Origin of the sequence: Winogradskyella epiphytica (assembly GCF_003217215.1) — a bacterium.
GTDB classification, from domain to species: Bacteria; Bacteroidota; Bacteroidia; order Flavobacteriales; family Flavobacteriaceae; genus Winogradskyella; species Winogradskyella epiphytica.
The window spans coordinates 42360-62999 of record NZ_QJTD01000002.1; the positions used below are offsets into that span (position 1 = coordinate 42360).

Below are 20640 nucleotides of genomic sequence, written 5' to 3' on the forward strand. Positions count from 1 at the left end.
CTAAAAAAATGAACACCGAAAAAAAATCTAACATGATAGACTATTTAAAACAGAGAAACTTTAAAAAGTTTTGTCTGTTCTTTTTAGTGGCCTTTGTGTTTTTGATTTTTTCAAAACTTTCGAACGACTATAAGCAAACCATTCAACTAAAGATAATTTTAGAGAATGTTGAAGATGAAATTTTATTTAATACGGATTCATCAAATTATATCAAGGCTTATGTACAGGCCAAAGGCTTCACCTTAGTTCCTTTATTATTTAAACCATCCAAAGACGTCGTTATTAATGCGGAAAGTGAAGCCACACAAAAAGCAGATTATTTCCTTTTAGATGTACAAAAGAATAAATTTCTTATAGAAGATCAATTAGGTAGTTCTTATGATTTAATATCGTTGAAACCAGACAGCCTTTTTATTGGCTATTCTAAAAGAGCCTCAAAAAAAGTGCCTATTGCACTTAGTCACCATATAAACTATGCCGTTGGTTATGATTTAAAAGATAATTTTAAAATAAATAGAGATAGCGTTAAAATAGTCGGATCTGAATATGAAGTAGAACAAATCGATTCTATAATTACCGAGACTTTAGAATTAAAAAATGTAAATAGTAATATAAGAGAATCGCTAAAATTGGATATTTCAAACTATGAGAATATCGAAATATTTCCAAAATATATCACCGTGTCTGGTGAGGTAACTAGATTTACTGAAGGTACTATAGAAGTTCCATTAACCATAATAAATCAACCAAAAGACATCACAATAAATTACTTTCCTAAAACGGTTAGCTTATCTTATTATGTTAATTTAGAGAATTATAACGATGTCAAGGAATTAGACTTTAAAGTTGAATGTGATTATTCAGAACTAGAAGATTTACAAACTTTCTTAATTCCTAAAGTAGTTATGAAACCAGAGTTTGTAAAGCATGTTAATATTAGACAGAAACGAATTGATTTTATAGAATTATAATATGGTAGTAGTTGGACTTACAGGAGGAATAGGAAGTGGTAAAACAACACTTTTAAAATGTTTTGAATCATTTGGTGTTCCAATTTATATCGCTGATAAGGAGGCTAAAGCCTTGATGAACCGTTCCAAAGTGATTCAACGTAAACTCATTGATATATTTGGCGATTTAGCCTATATTAATGATGAGTTAAATAGGCCTTACTTGGCGTCCAAGATTTTCGCAGATCAATCATTATTAGCAAAAATGAATGCTGTGGTTCATCCAAAGGTTGCGTCGCACTTTAAATCATGGCTTAAAAAACAAGAGGCCCCATATGTGATAAAAGAAGCCGCTATTATATTTGAGAACAAATTAGAAAATCAGTATGACTTTATAATAACGGTGGTCGCCGATGAAGATTTAAGAATACAACGTGTTATTAATAGGGATCAATCATCTAAAGAAAAGGTGAAATCGATTATGAAAAATCAGTTATCCGATGAGGAAAAAATTAAAAAATCAGATTACGTGATTAAGAATAATAATTTGGAAGAGGCCAAAAAACAAGCACATAAAATTCATAAAGAGATTCTTCTGAGAATAAATGCATAATACTGTGCTTTCTTTTGTTAACGTTAGGTTAAACCTAATTTGTACTAAATGTTAAAATGTTAAATTTGGATGATGGGCAAAAAGCTATTCGTGTTATTGATAGTCTTAATGAGTTTATCACTCATAGGTATCATTTTTGTACAGTCGTTTTTTATAAACAATAGTTTAGAAAATGAACGTAAAAATTTTACGCGGAGTGTCAAACGATCATTAAGTTTTGTGTCTCGTGCCATAGAAGATTACGAGTACAGAGATTATTTTATGAAACTCCGACCTTATCTTAATGATGATAATAAGGCGAATTCAGAAATAATTAAACAATTGTTTATTGCGACCGAAGATGATATTAGTAATAAGACCATAGTTCATCGTAATACAGTTTTAGAAGAGCGCTTTAAAGTGCCGTCATTGTTCTTTGAAATTGATGCAGACAGCTTTAATATCAGTAAGTTATATAGCGAACGTGTAACAGAGGTTTATAATAATACTAATATTGATGGTGTTAAAAGAATAAATCCGGAAACTAGGTTAAGAGAATATTCGTCTTTAGGTGCGCTGGAAATGCAAATGTGGGAAGATGCTTTAAAGACCATATTAAAGGATATTCCAGTTTATAGAAGAATCACTACAAAACATGTGGAGACCTTATTGAAACGAGAATTAAAGGACGAAGGGATTGATTTAGATTTCGAATTTGCCATATACGACGATGATTTAGCAACGAAAATACAAACTCAAAATTTTGAAAAAACAGAAGATGCCTATGGTGTTTATGTGTTCTTAGATGCGAATAAAGAAAGTAGTTATAAATTATATGTCGATTTTCCGGAGCGAAAAAAGTATTTATATTCCTCTATTATTTGGATGATTGTTCTTTCAATCCTGTTTACAGCTATTATATTACTTGCTTATGCCGGAGCAATTTATCAGTTGATAAGACAACGTCAGATTTCACAAATAAAGACGGATTTTATTAACAATATGACTCATGAGTTTAAAACACCAATTGCTACTATAAATTTAGCATTGGACTCTATCAGAAATCCTAAAATAATTAATGATCAAGAAAAGGTGAAGCGTTATTTAGGAATGATTAAGGAGGAGAATAAACGAATGCATGCGCAGGTAGAAAACGTTTTACGAATTTCTAAATTGGATAAAAACGAACTAAATATTAGTAAAGAACGATTAGAATTACACGAATTAATTGAAGATGCTATCACTCATGTAGAGTTGATCGTTGAAGATAGAAAGGGTTATGTAAAAACGCACTTAAAAGCTGACAAGTCATCGGTTTTAGCAAACGAGACACATTTTACCAATGTGCTTGTTAATATTTTGGATAACGCTATAAAGTATTCGGATGATGCACCAAAAATTGACGTGTATACAGAAAATGCTGGAAATAATATTATCGTGAAGATAGTAGATCAAGGGAACGGAATGCCTAAGGCAGTTGCCAAGCGTGTGTTTGAAAAGTTTTATAGAGAACATACAGGAAATGTACATAATGTAAAAGGACATGGGCTTGGATTAGCTTATGTAAAACGAATTGTAGAAGACCATCAAGGTCATATATCAGTAGAAAGTGAAAAAGGGAAAGGCAGTACTTTTATTATAAAGATGCCGTTAATATCATAAAAACGAATTATGGAAGAACAAAACAAAAAGATTCTTTTGGTTGAGGATGATCCAAATTTTGGAACTGTTTTAAAGGATTATTTAATGATGAATGATTACGACGTCGTACATGCCAAAAATGGAATGGAAGGCTTTGAAAAGTTCAAAAAAGACGATTATGACCTTTGTATATTAGATGTCATGATGCCATATAAAGATGGGTTCACGCTAGCAAAGGAAATTAGAGAGAAGAATACGGATGTGCCTATTATTTTCTTAACGGCGAAAGCAATGAAAGAAGACGTTTTGAAAGGCTATAAAGTAGGGGCAGACGATTATTTAAATAAACCGTTTGATAGTGAAGTGTTATTGATGAAAATTAAAGCAATAATGCAACGTAAAGCAACGGACACCGTAGCAGACAGTAAACAGTTTGAATTTAAAATCGGGCGTTTTGATCTCAACTCGAAGTTACGTTTCTTAAAATTCGATGGCGGAGAGCCTACAAAACTATCTCCGAAGGAAAATGAATTATTACGTTTATTAGCCTTACACGAAAATGATTTAATGCCAAGAGAATTAGCATTGACTAAAATCTGGAGAGATGATAATTATTTTACTTCTCGTAGTATGGATGTGTATATTGCTAAACTGCGTAAATATTTAAAACCAGATCCAAATGTTGAAATTTTAAACATTCATGGCGAAGGCTTTAGATTAGTGATAAATAACAAATAAGAAGTTGTTCTATATAGTTTAAAAATCCAGTGCTTAGCACTGGATTTTTTTATTTAAGAAGGTAAAGTAGAGCAAGCTATTTGGTATTAATCTCGTTTATAGCTGTGATTCTATAAATTCAATAATCTCCTCCACATCAGTTTGATAATCGAACCATTTGATGGATTCATCTTTTCTAAACCAAGTGAGTTGTCGCTTAGCAAATCTTCTAGTATTTTTTTTAATTTCTGAAATGGCGAATTCTAGAGTGGTATGACCTTCAAAATATTCGAAAACCTCTTTGTAGCCAACCGTGTTTAAAGCATTCAAATCTTTATAAGGAATCAAACGCTTTACTTCATCTAATAAACCGTTTTCGATCATTAAATCGACACGCTGATTAATTCTATCATAAATTAGAGAACGTTCTGCATTCAAACCTATACTAATGGTCTTGAACTCTCGATTCTTTTCAGGATTGGTTAAAAAGGATGAATAGGGTTTTCCTGTCCCTATACAAATCTCTAGTGCTCTAATAACACGTTGCGGATTATCTATTGCAATAGTGTTATAAGCTTCAATGTCTAACTGCTGCAATTGCTCCTGTAATGAGGCCAAACCATTTTTTTCTAATTGACTATTTAATTCCGCTCTAATAGTTGCATCGACTTCAGGAAAATAATCTAATCCTTTGGTTACAGCTTTAACATATAAACCTGAGCCACCAACCATAACAACTACGGAATTATTTTGATGCAGTTCTTTTATTTTTGAAATGGCTTCACGCTCAAAATCACCTACACTATAAGTTTCTTGTATCGATTTATGTTGGATGAAATGATGAGTAGCCGCGTTCAGTTCTTCTTCTGAAGGAACGGCAGTTCCTATACACATTTCTTTGAAAAATTGACGCGAATCAGCAGATACAATCTCAGAATTAAAATACTGTGCTAGTTTGATGCTTAAAGCAGTTTTACCAATAGCCGTCGGTCCAACTATGGAGATGATAACTTTTTGTGAACTTTCAATCATTTGTAAAACTGTTTACGGATTCAGATGTTCTCCACAGTTATAACAGAATTCCGCTTTGTCTTTATGATTAGAAGTGTTGCAGTTTGAGCAATGTAAGGAGTTAAGATCAATGTCTAAATGGTTAAGCTCTGGTGGAACTTCACCTTCATTATTCTTATAACTTCTAACGTATTCAGCTGATACAATTCCTGTAGGTACGGCGATTATACCATAACCTAAAATCATAATAAAGGTAGTGATAAACTGACCTAGGGCAGTTTGAGGTGCAATATCACCAAAACCAACCGTAGTTAAGGTTACTACACACCAATAAACACTTTTTGGGATATTGTCAAAACCGTTAGCTTCGCCTTCTACTAAATACATAATGGTTCCAAAAATGATGGAAGTGATTAACATGGCGAATAAGAAAACCATGATTTTTATACGGCTAGCAATAAGTGAATCTTTCAAGTGCTGTGAAGCTCCTAAATATCTTGCTAATTTTAAAATTCTAAATACTCTTAGTAATCGCAGTGCTCTCAATGTCAATAAGGCCTGTGAACCCACAAAAAAGAAAGATAAGTACAAAGGGATAGTCGACAGGAAATCGATAATACCGAACGTACTAAGCATATATTTTAGTGGTTTCTTTACTGAAATAATCCTCAAAATATATTCAACCGTAAATAAAATGGTAACCACCCATTCACCTATATACAATATTTCGTGATAATCGCGATCTATACTCTCGACACTCTCAAGCATTACCAATAAGATACTTAATAGTATAAATACCAATAAAAGGACATCAAAAAGTTTACCCAACGGTGTATCCGCTTCATAAATGATATCATGTATCTTGGTTTTCCAATTTTGCATTTGCTGAGCAGCCATAATCTAAAAGTACGAAAAGTTAAGCTATTGTTTTTCTAAAATTATTAATGAATTGTTCTGAATTTCTACAACCTTAGCCATAAATTGTTTTAAATATGGATAATATTATGGCGCATAAATAGGCAGGTCAAATTTAACGTTAAAATATAGAATAAGCTCATTTTCTTTAAATTCTGTAAAAAAACAATAGACTTCTAAATTAGTTCGAATTCGGGAATTTTACAATCGATGGTATTTTCACTACTTTGATCATCTCTAAGTTTATTTAATGGTGAAAATTAATAAAGTCGTAAATCACGCTACTGCAAATAGTTTAAAATCCATTGATATTAGGTTAAGTTGATTACTTTCAGTCGTTTATTACGTCTCATATAACTTTGAATAATATGTTGCGTGTCTCTATCATTAGTCATAGGTGTTATAACAGATGATAAGATGGCTCTATTTGTAATCTGATGATTTAGGTCAAAAAAACCGAAGCCTTTAAAGATGCCATTCTCTATTAAAAATACGCATTTCTCTTCGATATCTCTTCCTTTGTCTATTAGAAGCATATCCTTATTGTCGTAGCTATATTTATCAATTAGAGATTGAACTCTTTTATTATATGCTTCAACATCTTCCTCTTGTATACAAGCACCATGACATTCTTTTACTTCATATTTAAAGCAACTTGACTTGGTTGAGTACAGACCCGTTAATTTTTGACATAAATTATAATCCTCAACCACTTTGAACAAAAAGTTGTTTCCACTTAATCTTGTGCTAAACGTAATTATAGGTATAGCGTTTCCATCTGCTTTATCTATTTTTAGATTGATATAACCATTTTCGTCTTTATAACTATATAAAGCATGAGTAAAGATTGTTCTGCGAAGAGCTCTATTAAATATAGGTTTATTCTTTTTGATCTCTGCACTCTCTTTTAATAAAGCTGCTAGTTCGCTACCGGTTTTTTCGTATGTAACTGTACTAACCAACCTCTGAATTTTTTTAGATTTAGAATTTGTCCCTGTAAAATGTTGAATTATGCGTTTTCTTATATTATTACTCTTACCAATATATATAATGTCGCCATCTGCATTATGAATATAATATACACCTGTTTCTGAGGGTAATTCATCAATAATATCTTTTAAGTTAGGAGCAATGGTCGATTTTTTTTCAACCTGTATATTGTCTTTGATGATAGTTTTATCTAAATCTTTGCTCAATAACATTTTGAACAACTTCACAGTGGCCATAGCATCACCATTTGCTCTATGTCTATCGCTCATAGGGATTCCTAAGGCACGTGCCAACTTACCTAAACTATAGGATTCCATATCCGGAATAAGTTGTTTAGATAGCTCTACGGTACAAAGGGTTTTTCGTTTATAAGGAAAGCCCAAACGTTTAAATTCCGTTTTAAGGATTCTATAATCGAAAGAGGAATTGTGTGCGACTAGAATACAGTCTTCGGTGATTTCAACAATGCGTTTGGCGACCTCGTAAAATTTAGGAGCGTTCTTTAACATTTTTGAATTAATCCCCGTAAGATTAACAACGAATGGTTGAATTTCCCGTTCAGGATTTACTAATGAAATGAATTGATCTGTTACTTTGTGACCATCAAAGCGGTAGATTGCAATCTCGGTGATGCCTTCTTCATTATATTTACCACCTGTGGTTTCTATGTCTAATATTGCGTAAATAATATTCGTTGTTAAGTTTATACTTGTAAAATGGGGCTTTTAACTAATTGTTGTAGTTGCGAGCACCAAAGATACTACTTCCAATGCGAACCATTGTACTGCCACAACTAATTGCTAACTCATAATCGCCACTCATTCCCATACTTATGATGTTGAGATCGGTATTTAAGGATTTTAGGTTTTCAAAGGTGGACTTTAAAAATTTGAATTCGTTTTCTACCTGTTTCATATCCTCAGTGAACGTAGCCATGCCCATAAGACCAACGATTTTTACATGGTTTAATTCCGAAAATGAATCTGATTGTAATAGAGTAGAAGCATCTTCAGCAGACATTCCGAATTTACTATCTTCTTTGGCAATTTTAATTTGAAGTAAACAATTAATAATTCTATCGTGTTTCTTAGCTTGTTTGTTAATCTCTTTTAGAAGTTTGAAGCTGTCTACACCATGAATTAAGCTTACAAATTCAGCCATATATTTTACCTTATTACGCTGAACATGTCCAATCATATGCCATTCAATATCTTTTGGCATTTCTTCATATTTATCAACCATTTCTTGGATTTTATTTTCTCCAAAAATGCGCTGACCAGCATTATAAGCTTCCATTATCTCATTTATAGGTTTAGTTTTTGACACAGCAACTAAGGTGACTTGCTCTGGCAACTGAGATTTAATATGATTAAGATTTTCTTTTATACCCATGATTAAAGTTTTAATTAAGTTGGTGAATTAATTTTATAAAGCATTATGCTTACTTATTCATCAGCTTAGTATTCATAAATAGTAATACCGCTTCTCAACTTTGGAAGTATGTAAGTGCTCTTTGGTGGCATGGTTAATCCTTCATCTGCAATTTGCTTCATCTGCTCAACATTAGAAGAGCATAGACCAAAACCAACGGCATACTCACCACTGTCCACCACACTTTTTATAGTTACATTATTATGTTGACTATTCACATAAGATATACGACTATCATGACGTAAATCTTTGATGTTTAATAAAGGCTCTAGAACCGTTTTATACAATATATGTGCATCTAGTTTGTCTAAAGCCGTGTTGAACTCAAAAGCGGTCTTTCGTAAATATAATGAATAAAACTCACCATCTAAATACATGCTGAATTGCTGTGGTTCTGCAGGATTAAAAGGATATTCACCACAATTTTCGATACGATAAAACTCATCTAATTTAATTAAGAAATCTTCTTTAGATAAACCGTTTAAGTCTCTTATCAACCTATTGAAACCATGAATTACTAATTCAGATTCGGGTATTAAGTAAGACATGAAGAAGTTATACGATTCGCTTCCATTATGATTAGGATTCTTTGACTTTTCATCCTTATAAAGTAAATAAGATGAAGCAGATCTGTGATGACCATCAGCTATATAAACCGTCTTCATTTTTTCAAATTCTTGCTGAATCTTAGCGATTGCCTTTTCATTATCTAATTTCCATAGATAATGGGTGTCTCTAAAAGTTGTGGTAAACTCGTATTCAGCAAAATTCTTTTGTGTTTCCTTAATAACTTTAGCAATAGTATCATTATCAGGATAGGTTAGAAGAACAGGTTCTGCATTAAAACCTACAGTTTGAACATAGGTTTTAAAATTGTCTTCACGTTGGGCGATGGTATCTTCGTGCTTTTTAATAATATCCTTTTCATAATCTTCGGCACTCATCGCTGCTATAATTCCAGTGAATTCTTGCTTGCGTCTATTCACAATTTTATAGACGTAAAAGGAAGGCTTTTCATCTTGAATAAAGACACCAGCCTCTTTAAATTCCAAATACCTGTTTTTAACCAACTTATAGCGTTCTTCACCTGTAACTTCTTGAGCGTATTTGTAACCCGGATTTACAATATGAAGAAAACTATAGGGATTATAATCCATTCTGGACTCGCGCTCCTCAACCGTATAACTTTGATAAGCACGTGCAGCAACTAAGCCTACTGTTGCTCTAGTTGGTCTTACCGCTTTGAATGGGGTTATTTTTATCATTAAATAGAATTCAGTGTTTTGGATTCAGTTAGAAGATGAAGTAAGCAGTGCTCTATTTCATATTTAAACGACAGGAACACTTTCCTATCTTATTAATTGAAATGAGCACTGCTTATTATTTATTAAGAAAACTGTTTAGATACTTTTTCAGCTTTACGGCTTTCTGAATAATCGTAGAAACCTTCACCAGATTTCACACCTAATTTCCCAGCCATTACCATATTTACTAGTAGTGGACATGGCGCATATTTCGGATTTTTGAATCCGTCGTACATCACATTTAAAATAGATAAACAAACATCTAAACCAATAAAGTCGGCTAATTGTAAAGGTCCCATTGGGTGAGCCATTCCTAATTTCATTACCGTGTCAATTTCTTCTACACCAGCCACACCGTTATAAAGTGTTTCTATAGATTCGTTAATCATTGGCATTAGAATTCTGTTTGCCACGAATCCAGGATAGTCATTTACTTCAGTTGGAACTTTTCCTAAAGTTTTAGATAAATCCATAATTGTCGTAGTAACCTCATCACTCGTACTGTAACCTCTAATAATCTCTACCAATTTCATAATAGGTACAGGATTCATAAAGTGCATACCAATCACTTTTTCAGGTCTTGACGTTACTGCTGCGATTTGAGTTATTGAGATTGATGATGTGTTTGTTGCTAAAATCGTATTCTCTGCACAAACCTCATCAAGTTGTTTGAAAATCTTTAATTTTAAATCCACATTTTCAGTTGCAGCTTCAACAACTAAATCGGCATTCTTAACACCTTCTACAGTGTCTGTAAACGTTGTAATATTATTAAGCGTATTAGATTTGTCCTCTTCACTTATTTTTTCTTTAGCAACCATACGATCCAAATTCTTAGAAATGGTATTTAGTCCTCGTGTTAGAGAATCTTCACTAATATCAATAAGTTGAACTTTAAATCCTGATTGTGCAAACGTATGGGCAATTCCGTTTCCCATGGTTCCTGCACCTATAACTGCTATGTTTTTCATTAAAAAAATGTTTTTATTCCCATGATTAGGGAACGTGTTTTTAAATTAGTTTGAAATTATATGTGATTCTCACCAAAGTGAAAATTAAAATTGATTAATAATCATATTCGCTACGCGTAATGCTTCAGTACCATCGTGTAAAGTCACAACGGGTTTAGTGTTGTTGTTTATCGCATAAGCAAAAGTTTCTAATTCGTCTAAAATCGCATTGTTGTTTGAGATTTCAGGGTTGTCAAAATAGATTTGCTTTTTAACGCCTTCAGCATTTTGAAGAATCATATCGAAATCACCTGGATTTTCAGGCGCATCTTTCATTTTTACAACTTCGCATTTCTTCTCTAGAAAATCTACAGATATGTAGGCGTCCTTTTGGAAGAATCGTGATTTACGCATATTCTTTAAAGATATTCTACTCGCTGTTAAGTTGGCAACACAACCATTTTTAAACTCGATTCTTGCATTGGCAATATCAGGCGTATCACTAACTACAGAAACACCACTTGCTGAAACATGCTTCACAGGAGATTGTACAACTGAAAGAATGATATCAATATCATGGATCATTAAATCTAAAACCACAGGAACATCTGTCCCACGAGGATTAAATTCAGCCAAGCGATGGGTTTCTATAAACATCGGGTTTTTAATCTGATCCTTAACGCCAATAAAGGCAGGATTAAAGCGCTCCACGTGACCAACTTGACCTTTTACGCCATTCTCTGCTACTAAAGTTCTTAAGGTTTCGGCTTCTTCAACCGTATTTGTAATAGGCTTTTCTATAAAAATATGTTTTCCTTTTTTGATGGCTTTTTTAGCACAATCATAATGAGAAAGCGTAGGAGTGACGATATCGACAACATCAACAGCATCGATTAAATCGTCTATAGAATCGTAGTATGTATAACCGAACTCTTCAACGACGCGTTTCGCGTTTTCTGGATCGGCATCGTAAAAACCAATAAGATCGTATTTGTTAGATTGATTAAGTAATCTAAGATGAATTTTACCAAGGTGACCAGCACCTAGAACACCAACTTTCAGCATATATTTATGTTTTTCACAAAAATAATGGATTTCAATTAGATTATTCCGAAACAAAGACTAAATCTTGGCGTATAGAGAATGAACAGGCAAAGAAAAAACGGGATTATTTTGACGAGTTGCTATGTCTTTGAATAAAGTATGAAATTTCGTAATGTTTACTTAAAAATTCTAATTGTTGATAATGAGTGGGTTGAGATATATTAGAATGAAATTATGTCTTAAGTTATTGGCATTGTGAGCGTTCTTTTTGGTGGAAAAATCAGGCATTTTGGACTTGAAGATTGATTTTTTTTGAAGTACTTTTACCGAAACTTATCCAAAACTAAACTCCGCTTTGAAAGATACATTTAAGCATCAAGGGATGCGCCAGCAACTTGTTGAAACATTGATTAATAAAGGCATCAAAGATAAGGCTGTCTTAAAAGCTATTGGTAAAATTCCGAGACATTTATTTATGGATTCTGGTTTTATAGACCATGCTTATCAAGATAAAGCATTTCCTATAGCTGCAGATCAAACTATTTCGCAACCTTACACGGTGGCCTTTCAATCTGAGTTATTAGAGGTAAAACCAGGTGACAATGTATTAGAAATAGGAACAGGTAGTGGTTATCAAACTGCTGTGCTTATCGAGCTAGGAGCAAAAGTGTTTAGTATTGAGCGTCAACAAGAGCTCTTCAAGAAAACTTCAAAATTTTTACCAAAAATAGGATATAGAGCTAAAAAACTCATTTTTGGAGATGGTTATAAAGGTTTACCTGAGGAAGCGCCATATCAGAGCATCATAGTTACTGCTGGAGCACCTTATGTACCAAACCCACTATTAAGTCAATTAGCAATTGGAGGTAGATTAGTGATACCTGTTGGCGATGAAGTTCAGGTTATGACATTATTCATAAGAAAAGGACCCAAGGAATTTGAGAAACATGAATTTGGTGATTTCAGGTTCGTCCCAATGTTAGAAGATAAAAACTAATCTATTGTTCTCAATTTTGAGCATAGTTGTAAGACTAAAAGTATATTCGTTCGTAGTTGGTTGAATTTGAACCGTAAAGTGATTTATTCTTGTGGAAGATACGATTCAGGAATAGGAGTCTGCTCGGATTCTTGTTTCCAGTAAATATTTACAATCCACCAACGGTTACCATCATTAAATAATTGAATGCTATTAATGCCTCGCATTAATGGTTTTTCGTCATCTTTACTATTATAGGCTTCATAAGTGCTGAAAACATGAGCTATATTACCAAAAGTTTGTGTTTCTCGATGAATTTCAATCTCGTGAAAACCGTTTTCTACCAACCATTTCCCTGAAGTCTTGATGTAATCGTCTGGTGTTAGATATTTAGTAGAAATTTTTCCTTTCGGGGTTTTGCCTGTTGCTATAAGTTTCGCGTCTTTTTGAAATAAATGCTTAAACAATTCCCAATTACGTGCTTCACCTTTGTCTCCTGATATTACAGAATATAAGGAAGCAATCGTGCTATCTATAGTAATTACGTTCTTTGTGTAATCTTTTGGCTCTTGCGCGCTTAATCCTATAGTGAATAGGAATATTATACCTATGATGTTTTTCATATTACAAAATTAAAAGAATTTTAAGCCAAATAAAATAGCATCACTTTGAAATCCGCTTTGATAAGAGCGAAGATAATCAACTCTTAAGAAACGCCATTTACCCCAGCCAATATTATCTAATCCAACCGAGTATTCTTGATAGGGTTTAAAATCTGGTGTTGCCAATAAATGCGCTCCTACGACTAAATTAAAGTTTAGTTTATTAAGTACGGGAACTTTTCCAAGCAAGAAACCTTTAAAAGAATGCTCTAAATGACCCTCAAAATAAGAGTCATTGGTGCTATGAGAATAATAGCTTAAATTATTAAATACGTCTGTATAGTTACCTTTTGTGCTCACATGAGTTTGATTGCCATTAAAATGTTGATAATCCATAAAGGCAATGTCGTCTGCGTTAAAGAACTTACCAGCTCTTAGATTATACATAAATCTCCCTTTATCTTTAATGTTGAAGGATTGCTCGACACGAATTTTAATTTGATCAAAATTATAATCGCTGTTCGTTGCTCCAAAGCCTTTTTCATAACCTAAATACAAGGTTGGATAAGTGCTATTACCTACATTAAATTTCGCATTTGGAAGACTAACATATTCTTGTCCAAAGTTAATTCGTGCACTAATAGTCCCTTTTATAATATGGTGTGTTTCAAAAGGAGCTATCCCATAAGCAGTTTCGTCTAAAGGATTATTACTCGTATAGACATCGTTTTCATCATTAAAAAAGGTTTGATTTGTAGTGTTGAAAAGTGCTTTTCGTCTCTCGTAGCTTAAACCTGTATAGAGTCTAAAGCCGTTGAAAAGTTCTCCGCTATAATTAAGCGCTAAATAACTCTTGTCATATAACTTCATATAGTTATCTTCAAAAAATAAGGAGCTAATAGAGTTGATTAATGGAGAAATAGGAGTGGAAGGATTAAACTGTTCTGCAGCAACGCTTCCTGATAAAGTCAAAAACGTATGACTAATACTATTGAATTTGTACGTTAATGAACCATTGGCACGTAAACGTTTGTCTGATACGCCATACACAAAGTTTCCATTGACTCTGAAGTAACGGTTGAAATCGTCATAATTTTTAGTAAAAAACACAGTGGCAGTTGGTGTATAGCCTTGAACTGTATTAAATTGAGTTGCCAATGCTGGAATGTCAAATCCTACACGATAGTCTTTATGTGAGTTTTGATAGGTATAGCCGAGTATATTTTCCAGTCTGAATTTATTCTTGGCCGTATCGATGGAATCTAAATAAGGTTTAGATTTTTGGACAATCTGAATACTATCTTTTTTTATATAATCTACGCGTTCCTCATTGGTTAATGGAACAGGTCTAATCGTATTCCAAAATATAGAATCTTTTTTATTGGCTTCTTTTTCAAAAGCTATGATTTCACGATCAAAATCTTTTCTAGTAAGTCCTAAATTGAATTCGTAGTTACTATATACTGCCGTGTATCTACCTTCCCCTTTAATTCCAAATATTCCAAATTTTAAATCGATGCTCTGTGAAATGCGAGCCCATATATCGTTAGTTTCAGAGTAAGAAAAACTTTGTTGTATGGAAACAAGATCAATCAGTGGATTTCGGGCTTGTGTGCCGGTAAGACTTAATTCTACAGCATAAATGTCCCATTGGTCTTCCACAATATAAATAAACCCGGTAAACACAGGGTCATTAGTTCGCCTTGGTATCACCTTAACTTTATTAATTAAGTTTCCTCGGTCATCGTAGAAGATACCTTCTAACTTATAGCGATAATAACCAAAAGCGTTGTTGGCAATTGGTGAAATCATTTCATTTCCAAAACTGATGGTGTTGTTATAGAAATTAAAATCGACATCTAAAGCGCTATTGAAACTGAAGCCATTGTCGTTACCACTCACTTTTGAAGCAGTAATAGTTTCTTTTAATTTATCTGGACTTAAAAACTGAAGTTTCGAAATAGTTTCAGATAAATAGATAATTCCGCTTCGAGTTGAGTCTAGAGCACCGCCTAAATCACCAACCTCTTGACCCATTATTTTCTCAGGAGCATCCTTAATTTTCAATAAGCCTCTCGAGTAGAAATCAGCTTTAAATGAATTAATTTTTTCGAGATTTGCCTTTCGTTGGGCAATGGCTTTTCGCATTATGGCATTTGCAGGATCGTTTTCAGCATCAATAATAACTTCACCAAGAGAAACCGATTCTTCTACTAGTGTAATATCTAATTGATAGGGGAATTTTTCGATAGTCACTGTTTTTTTTACCGTTTTGTAGCCTAGGTAACTAAAGACAATAGTGTAAGACTTAGGAGAGGTAATATTGAGTTCGTAATAACCATCATCATTACTGGTGGTTCCTTTATAAGTGTTTTCAATAAGAATATTTACAAAGGGAAGCGCTTTCTTATTTTGATCTGTGATATGTCCTGTGATTTGCGCAGAAAGAAACGAACTGAATACAATGAAGAGTGAGCTAAGTAGTAGTTTTTGCATATGAGTTTGATTGATGAAATACTTTAATGCTACAATTTAAACAAATGGCGTATAAGTTCATTAAACTTAGCTGAAAAATGAATCTAATAAAATAAAGGATACTTAAAGTTATCTGAAAGTTTTCTTAATACGGTCTAAATTACGCTTGTTGTCACGATCTTTAATCGTTTCACGTTTGTCATACAGTTTTTTACCTTTTCCAAGGGCTATGACCAATTTAGCTAAACCTTTATCATTAAGAAATAACTTCAAAGGAATAATTGCATTACCCTTAATGTTAACCTCTTTTTCGAGCTTTTTAAGTTCTCTTTTGTTTAATAATAATTTACGTTCAGCTTTAGGTCTATGATTGTAATGAGTGCCGTATTTGTACTCTTCAACCGTCATATTAATAACAAATAATTCGCCTCTGTCATTAAATTCACAAAAACTTTCAGCAATAGATGCTTTACCTGATCTGATGGATTTAATTTCAGTTCCAGTAAGGACAATTCCAGCCGTATATTTATCTAATATTTCGTACTGAAACTTTGCCTTCTTATTTAGTATGTTGACCTTTTTTTGCATAGGTGCCAAAGATAGTTTTTAAAGTTAAAAGTAGAAAGTAAAATTAAAAATGTCTAAAATCTCTTATTGCTTCGGTAAAACTCCATTTTTCACTATTCACGAAATTTTAAGAGAGTTCTGAAATCTATGCTATAGTTTTGCAATCATAGTACCTAAACTAAATTGCAAAATGAAAAACTTACTTATACTTTCACTTATAGTTCTACTTTCTAGCTGTAAAAATGAAAATTCTAAAGTTGTTAAACCTGAAGTTAAATCTGAAACAATAAGTTTATCGGCTAATGATATTGTAAATAAGTCGATAGAAGTTTCAGGAGGCGACCGATTTACCAGATCAAGTCTGAAGTTTGAATTTAGAGATACATACTACCAAGCTTTACGAAAGAATCATGAATTTCTACTAGTTCGAATTTTAGCTAAAGATGGTGATTCAATTTTTGATATGCTGAGTAATGTTGGTTTTGAGCGTTACCATAATGAAGAGTTTGTCAAGCTTGAAGATTCTATAGCTAATAGATATTCTGCATCGGTGAATTCGGTACATTATTTTTCCGTTTTACCTTATGGTTTGAATGACAAAGCCGTGAACAAAACGCTTTTAGGTTATGAAACCATTAAAGGTAAAGACTACCATAAAATTCAAGTGACTTTTGATGAAGAAGGAGGGGGAGAAGATTATGATGATGTTTTTGTTTATTGGATTGATAAAGAAGGTTTTAAGGTGGATTACCTCGCTTATTCATATAAGGAAAAAGATGGCTTAGGAATGCGTTTTAGAGAGGCTTATAATGAGCGTTATGTCAATGGATTACGCTTCGTAGACTATAATAATTTTAAAACTGAAGATAAGACCATATCGCTTGAAGAATTAGGACAAACCTTTGAAGCCAATAAGTTAGATTTATTGTCTAAAATAGTGCTTGAAAATGTACAAGTAGAATTAGTTAATCTCTAAAACTTCTGAGGATATATTATCGTTGGTGATGGTTACAATATAGAGATTTGCATTATTATCGTCTGCAATATTATCATATTTTTCATCTCCTAACAAGTCGTTTACAAACCTAGGCGTGGTATTACTATGACCAACTATAAGAACCGTTTTTCCTTTTGTCTTATTCCTGAATTCATCAATATTTAAATCTGATGGATTGTAAATTTCAATTTCTAAATTATTAGCCTTAGCTGTTGGTGTTGCTGTTTGAATGGTTCTATTATAATTTGTAGAATATATTAAATCAAAGTTAACCTCCTTAAAGTGTTCAGCCCAATTTTCGGCACGTTGTAAGCCTTCTTGTTTTAAATCTGGGTTAGGATTACTCTTATCACTTCTGTCTTTTTCAGCATGTCTTATTAGGTAATAAGTGGTGGTGGGAGTGAGAGTAACTTTATTTTCGTTCTTAGTTGATTTTTGAGCACAGGAAGGGAAGGCGACTAGGGAAAACAACAGAATTACAATTAGATTCTTCATAATGAGAGGGTTTGACGTTGGACATCCGTTTTAATAACAAGTAAAGTGTCTTCCGTAAGTGCAAAAGTCAGTTTACTTGAATTATAACAAGGTAGGTTTTATTTTAAAATATAGGATGAATTGGATTAGGCCAACTCTAGGGCAATTTCTATCATGCTTTTAAATGTCGTCTCACGATCTTGACTTGATGTTGCTTCACCTGTAACTAACGAATCTGAAATAGTCAAAATGCATAAGGCGTTAGCGTTGTGTTTAGCCGCGACGGTATATAGTCCAGCTGCTTCCATTTCCACACAAAGGACTCCGAATTTAGCCCATTTTTTATAGGCCTCTTTATCGTCTTCATAAAACTCATCAGATGATAATACATTTCCGGCTTTAATGTCAATGTTTTTAGCGCGTGCGGCTTCAACGGCCTTCATAAACAATCCAAAATTTGCAGTAGGAGCATAGTCAGCTCCACCAAAACGCAATTCGTTAATACCTGATGTAGATGAAGCAGCCATAGCTAATACCACATCTCTTAGCTCCACATCCTTCTGGTAAGAACCGGCACTACCAACACGAATGAGGTTTTTTACACCATATTCCGTAATAAGCTCGTGGGCATAAATAGACATACTAGGAACACCCATACCAGTTCCCATAGTAGAAATACGTTTTCCATTATAAGTTCCTGTATAACCATACATGCCTCTAACTTCGTTGAAGCAAACTGGGTTTTCAAAAAATGTCTCAGCAATCCATTTAGCTCTTAAAGGATCTCCTGGAAGTAAAATTGTTTCTGCGATTTCGCCTTTTTCGGCTCCAATATGTACACTCATGCTCCAAATTTAAGCAAAGTGTTTGAATTAATACGTAGAGTTTGATAATTGATTATTCATCATTGCAACTCCGGCCGAAGCACCGATTCTATCAACACCAATGTCTATATATTTTAGAGCTGTTTCTGCGTCTCTTATGCCTCCAGAAGCTTTTATCTTCAGCTTATTCTTAACGGTTTTCTTCATGATTTTCACGGCAGTTAATGTGGCACCGCTCTTAGAAAAGCCAGTTGAAGTTTTTACGAAGTCAGCTTTAGCATCCATACAAATCTCACAAGCTTTAACGATTTCATTTTTAGATAGGTCGCTTATTTCAAGAATGACTTTAAGAGGAGTAAGACCTATAGCTCTTTTTACATCGCTAATATCCTTTAAAACTGAAACATAGTTCTTGCTTTTAAGAAGGCCGATATTCATAACCATATCAATTTCAGCAGCACCCTGTTCAATAGCGTTTTTAGCTTCGAATACTTTAGCTTCTGTAGACATTGCCCCTAAAGGAAAGCCAACAACAGTACAAACTTTTACATTAGATCTACCTAATGCTTGTTTGGCTATGGGAACGTAGCAACTATTAACACATACTGAATAGAAATTATATTTTAAAGCTTCATCGCAAAGTCTAAGGATGTCTGATTCCGTAGCAGACGAACTTAATAAGGTGTGGTCTATGTATCGATTTAATTCCATTTTATTTTTAAATAGGGTTTAGGGCATCAACAAATACTAATAATTCCCGCGTTATCGAGGGATTACTAAATCTAAATAGAATAGTGTATTAAGTTTTGTTTGGAATTAAATAGCTCGGTAAAACTAACACTTTATCCGTTAAAAAGGAAGTTTACAGAGAAAATAAATGATGTATTTTATCGAAAACTAAATTTCTTACAAGTAATTACTTGGGTTTTAAGCTATTATTAGAAACCTTGTTTTTTCAGTTCAATAGGGCACTTAAAAGACGTGTTGAATCATAAATAAACGATAATTCGGACAAATAATATTTAAATAAATTTCAATCTTTAGAAAGACACTATGTTTAATTTCAAGTCAAGGTTGTCAATAGAATTAAAGGTGTAAAATTAAAAACGAAACTTATAGATTAAGATTAGTTAACCTTGCATTCAGTGTTCTACCGATAAATATTTTTCTTAAACGAGATGTAGAAATTAGTCCATTACGGCGGTAACTTTATATCCAGCTTTTCTAAGTAAATTAATCACCCCAAACTCTCCTGCTAAATGACCGGCACCAACTCCGAAAAAGGTAGGTTGATCTTTTATGAAATTTTCAATCTTTGGAATCCAATTTTTATTTCTGTTGCTTAATAATTTATCCTGATGCTGTGCTACAGCGCTATAACTGTCGTCATTCATTAAGTCTACCATGGCGTTGATATCTTCACTAGTGTACATCTCCATCATTTTTTTCATAGTGGCTTTATCATAAGCCAAATTATCTTTTGCGGTTCTTAATAGATCAGCGACTTGATCTTCATAAGGGATGTCTTCAAAGACTTGCATTTGTTCTTCGATAGTCTCTAAACCTAAAATTTCTTCATTTTGTTCTGCGGCTATTTTCATCAACTCTTGTTCAAATGACTGCATAGGACAATCAAGAAACTTAGGGTATAACATAGATATTAAAAAGAAAGGCTTCATGTTTTCCAACATTTTCAAAGGCATTCCCACTTCTTTTGTTATCATAGAGTCTATCAATTTATAATCTTCGGCAGAAACAAAATCACTTATTCTTTTACCATCTTTCATATACATGCCACCCATCATTTTCGCTTGAAGAGACGGGTCATCCATATCAATTTCTAAAACTATTTGAGTTGTTTCATCTAAGGCCTTTAGAACATCATTGTTCAATGAAGCATCACAGGTCATATGAATTGTTCCGAATAGGTAAGAGGCTTGCTTTAAATTTTGGCCTTCAATTTTCCAAAGTGTAGAATTCTCTAATTCTTGAGCATTAATTGCAAAGACCGATAGACAAAGAGTAAGAATAGCAGAAAGAATTTGTTTCATAATATGAGGTTTTAATTTATCATATAGGTATCAAAATAATGAAATTGTTACAGTCATTGTTCAAACAATCTCGACAAATTAAGTATTTATAAGCGATTATAAATGAAAAGAGCAACGTTTCGTTCTAAT

Annotated in this window: 20 protein-coding genes; 6 read left to right on the top strand and 14 right to left on the bottom strand. The window is 33.1% G+C overall.

Annotated features, from left to right (window positions below; translation table 11 throughout):
• The first annotated feature begins 8 nt into the window (after positions 1–8).
• The 4 genes from DFQ11_RS05505 to DFQ11_RS05520 all read left to right on the top strand — a co-directional run bounded on the left by DFQ11_RS05505 (position 9) and on the right by DFQ11_RS05520 (position 3921).
• A complete protein-coding gene (locus tag DFQ11_RS05505) occupies positions 9–971 on the top strand; it encodes a YbbR-like domain-containing protein (RefSeq protein WP_110474874.1) in 963 nt (320 codons plus the stop codon).
• Between the two features lies 1 nt (position 972).
• Positions 973–1563: a dephospho-CoA kinase gene (coaE, locus tag DFQ11_RS05510; protein WP_110474875.1), complete on the top strand. Its 591-nt coding sequence runs from the start codon at positions 973–975 to the stop codon at positions 1561–1563.
• A gap of 108 nt (positions 1564–1671) precedes the next feature.
• Entirely contained in the window at positions 1672–3204 is a 1533-nt protein-coding gene (locus DFQ11_RS05515) for a sensor histidine kinase (protein WP_110475512.1), read from the top strand.
• Between the two features lie 9 nt (positions 3205–3213).
• Positions 3214–3921, top strand: coding sequence for a response regulator transcription factor (locus DFQ11_RS05520; RefSeq protein ID WP_110474876.1), 708 nt, complete (start codon positions 3214–3216; stop codon positions 3919–3921).
• Between the two features lie 96 nt (positions 3922–4017).
• Here the strand turns inward: DFQ11_RS05520 and miaA are convergent, their stop codons facing one another.
• From miaA to DFQ11_RS05555, 7 genes are all read right to left on the bottom strand, one after another.
• On the bottom strand, positions 4018–4932 hold the full coding sequence (gene miaA / locus DFQ11_RS05525; RefSeq protein ID WP_110474877.1) for a tRNA (adenosine(37)-N6)-dimethylallyltransferase MiaA: 915 nt from the start codon (positions 4930–4932) through the stop codon (positions 4018–4020).
• A gap of 12 nt (positions 4933–4944) precedes the next feature.
• Positions 4945–5808, bottom strand: a complete 864-nt coding sequence (locus DFQ11_RS05530; protein ID WP_110474878.1) for an ion transporter — start codon at positions 5806–5808, stop codon at positions 4945–4947.
• A 329-nt stretch (positions 5809–6137) separates the two neighbouring features.
• Positions 6138–7502 (bottom strand): exonuclease domain-containing protein, encoded by a 1365-nt coding sequence (locus DFQ11_RS05535; protein WP_110474879.1) that lies wholly within the window; start codon positions 7500–7502, stop codon positions 6138–6140.
• A 43-nt stretch (positions 7503–7545) separates the two neighbouring features.
• Positions 7546–8208 carry a YggS family pyridoxal phosphate-dependent enzyme gene (locus tag DFQ11_RS05540; protein WP_110474880.1) on the bottom strand — a complete coding sequence of 221 codons (663 nt, stop codon included), beginning with the start codon at positions 8206–8208 and terminating at the stop codon, positions 7546–7548.
• Between the two features lie 65 nt (positions 8209–8273).
• Complete coding sequence (locus DFQ11_RS05545; protein WP_110474881.1) at positions 8274–9512, bottom strand: DUF1015 domain-containing protein; 1239 nt, start codon at positions 9510–9512, stop codon at positions 8274–8276.
• 122 nt (positions 9513–9634) lie between these two features.
• The gene (locus DFQ11_RS05550; RefSeq protein WP_110474882.1) at positions 9635–10522 is read right to left on the bottom strand and encodes a 3-hydroxyacyl-CoA dehydrogenase family protein; all 888 of its coding nucleotides are present in this window, start codon (positions 10520–10522) and stop codon (positions 9635–9637) included.
• An 84-nt stretch (positions 10523–10606) separates the two neighbouring features.
• Positions 10607–11566, bottom strand: coding sequence for a Gfo/Idh/MocA family protein (locus DFQ11_RS05555; RefSeq protein WP_110474883.1), 960 nt, complete (start codon positions 11564–11566; stop codon positions 10607–10609).
• Between the two features lie 334 nt (positions 11567–11900).
• Here DFQ11_RS05555 and DFQ11_RS05560 point away from each other — a divergent pair, with 334 nt between their 5' ends.
• Positions 11901–12542 carry a protein-L-isoaspartate(D-aspartate) O-methyltransferase gene (locus DFQ11_RS05560; protein WP_110474884.1) on the top strand — a complete coding sequence of 214 codons (642 nt, stop codon included), beginning with the start codon at positions 11901–11903 and terminating at the stop codon, positions 12540–12542.
• Positions 12543–12625: 83 nt separating this feature from the next.
• On the opposite strand, the gene DFQ11_RS05565 is transcribed toward DFQ11_RS05560, so the two are convergent.
• The 3 genes from DFQ11_RS05565 to smpB form a co-directional block, all read right to left on the bottom strand.
• A complete protein-coding gene (locus tag DFQ11_RS05565; RefSeq protein ID WP_110474885.1) occupies positions 12626–13144 on the bottom strand; it encodes a hypothetical protein in 519 nt (172 codons plus the stop codon).
• Between the two features lie 9 nt (positions 13145–13153).
• The gene (locus DFQ11_RS05570; RefSeq protein WP_110474886.1) at positions 13154–15619 is read right to left on the bottom strand and encodes a DUF5686 and carboxypeptidase regulatory-like domain-containing protein; all 2466 of its coding nucleotides are present in this window, start codon (positions 15617–15619) and stop codon (positions 13154–13156) included.
• Positions 15620–15727: 108 nt separating this feature from the next.
• The gene (gene smpB / locus DFQ11_RS05575) at positions 15728–16186 is read right to left on the bottom strand and encodes an SsrA-binding protein SmpB (protein ID WP_110474887.1); all 459 of its coding nucleotides are present in this window, start codon (positions 16184–16186) and stop codon (positions 15728–15730) included.
• Positions 16187–16355: 169 nt separating this feature from the next.
• Between smpB and DFQ11_RS05580 the strand changes: the two genes are divergently transcribed.
• Positions 16356–17141, top strand: coding sequence for a DUF6503 family protein (locus DFQ11_RS05580; protein WP_110474888.1), 786 nt, complete (start codon positions 16356–16358; stop codon positions 17139–17141).
• Here the strand turns inward: DFQ11_RS05580 and DFQ11_RS05585 are convergent.
• From DFQ11_RS05585 to DFQ11_RS05600, 4 genes are all read right to left on the bottom strand, one after another.
• On the bottom strand, positions 17127–17657 hold the full coding sequence (locus DFQ11_RS05585; protein WP_110474889.1) for a SixA phosphatase family protein: 531 nt from the start codon (positions 17655–17657) through the stop codon (positions 17127–17129). The two genes, DFQ11_RS05580 and DFQ11_RS05585, sit on opposite strands and share 15 nt — an antisense overlap.
• Before the next feature lie 125 nt (positions 17658–17782).
• Positions 17783–18481 (bottom strand): purine-nucleoside phosphorylase, encoded by a 699-nt coding sequence (deoD, locus tag DFQ11_RS05590; RefSeq protein ID WP_110474890.1) that lies wholly within the window; start codon positions 18479–18481, stop codon positions 17783–17785.
• A 27-nt stretch (positions 18482–18508) separates the two neighbouring features.
• Entirely contained in the window at positions 18509–19171 is a 663-nt protein-coding gene (deoC, locus tag DFQ11_RS05595; RefSeq protein WP_110474891.1) for a deoxyribose-phosphate aldolase, read from the bottom strand.
• 476 nt (positions 19172–19647) lie between these two features.
• Positions 19648–20511 carry a TraB/GumN family protein gene (locus tag DFQ11_RS05600; protein WP_110474892.1) on the bottom strand — a complete coding sequence of 288 codons (864 nt, stop codon included), beginning with the start codon at positions 20509–20511 and terminating at the stop codon, positions 19648–19650.
• Positions 20512–20640: the final 129 nt, after the last annotated feature.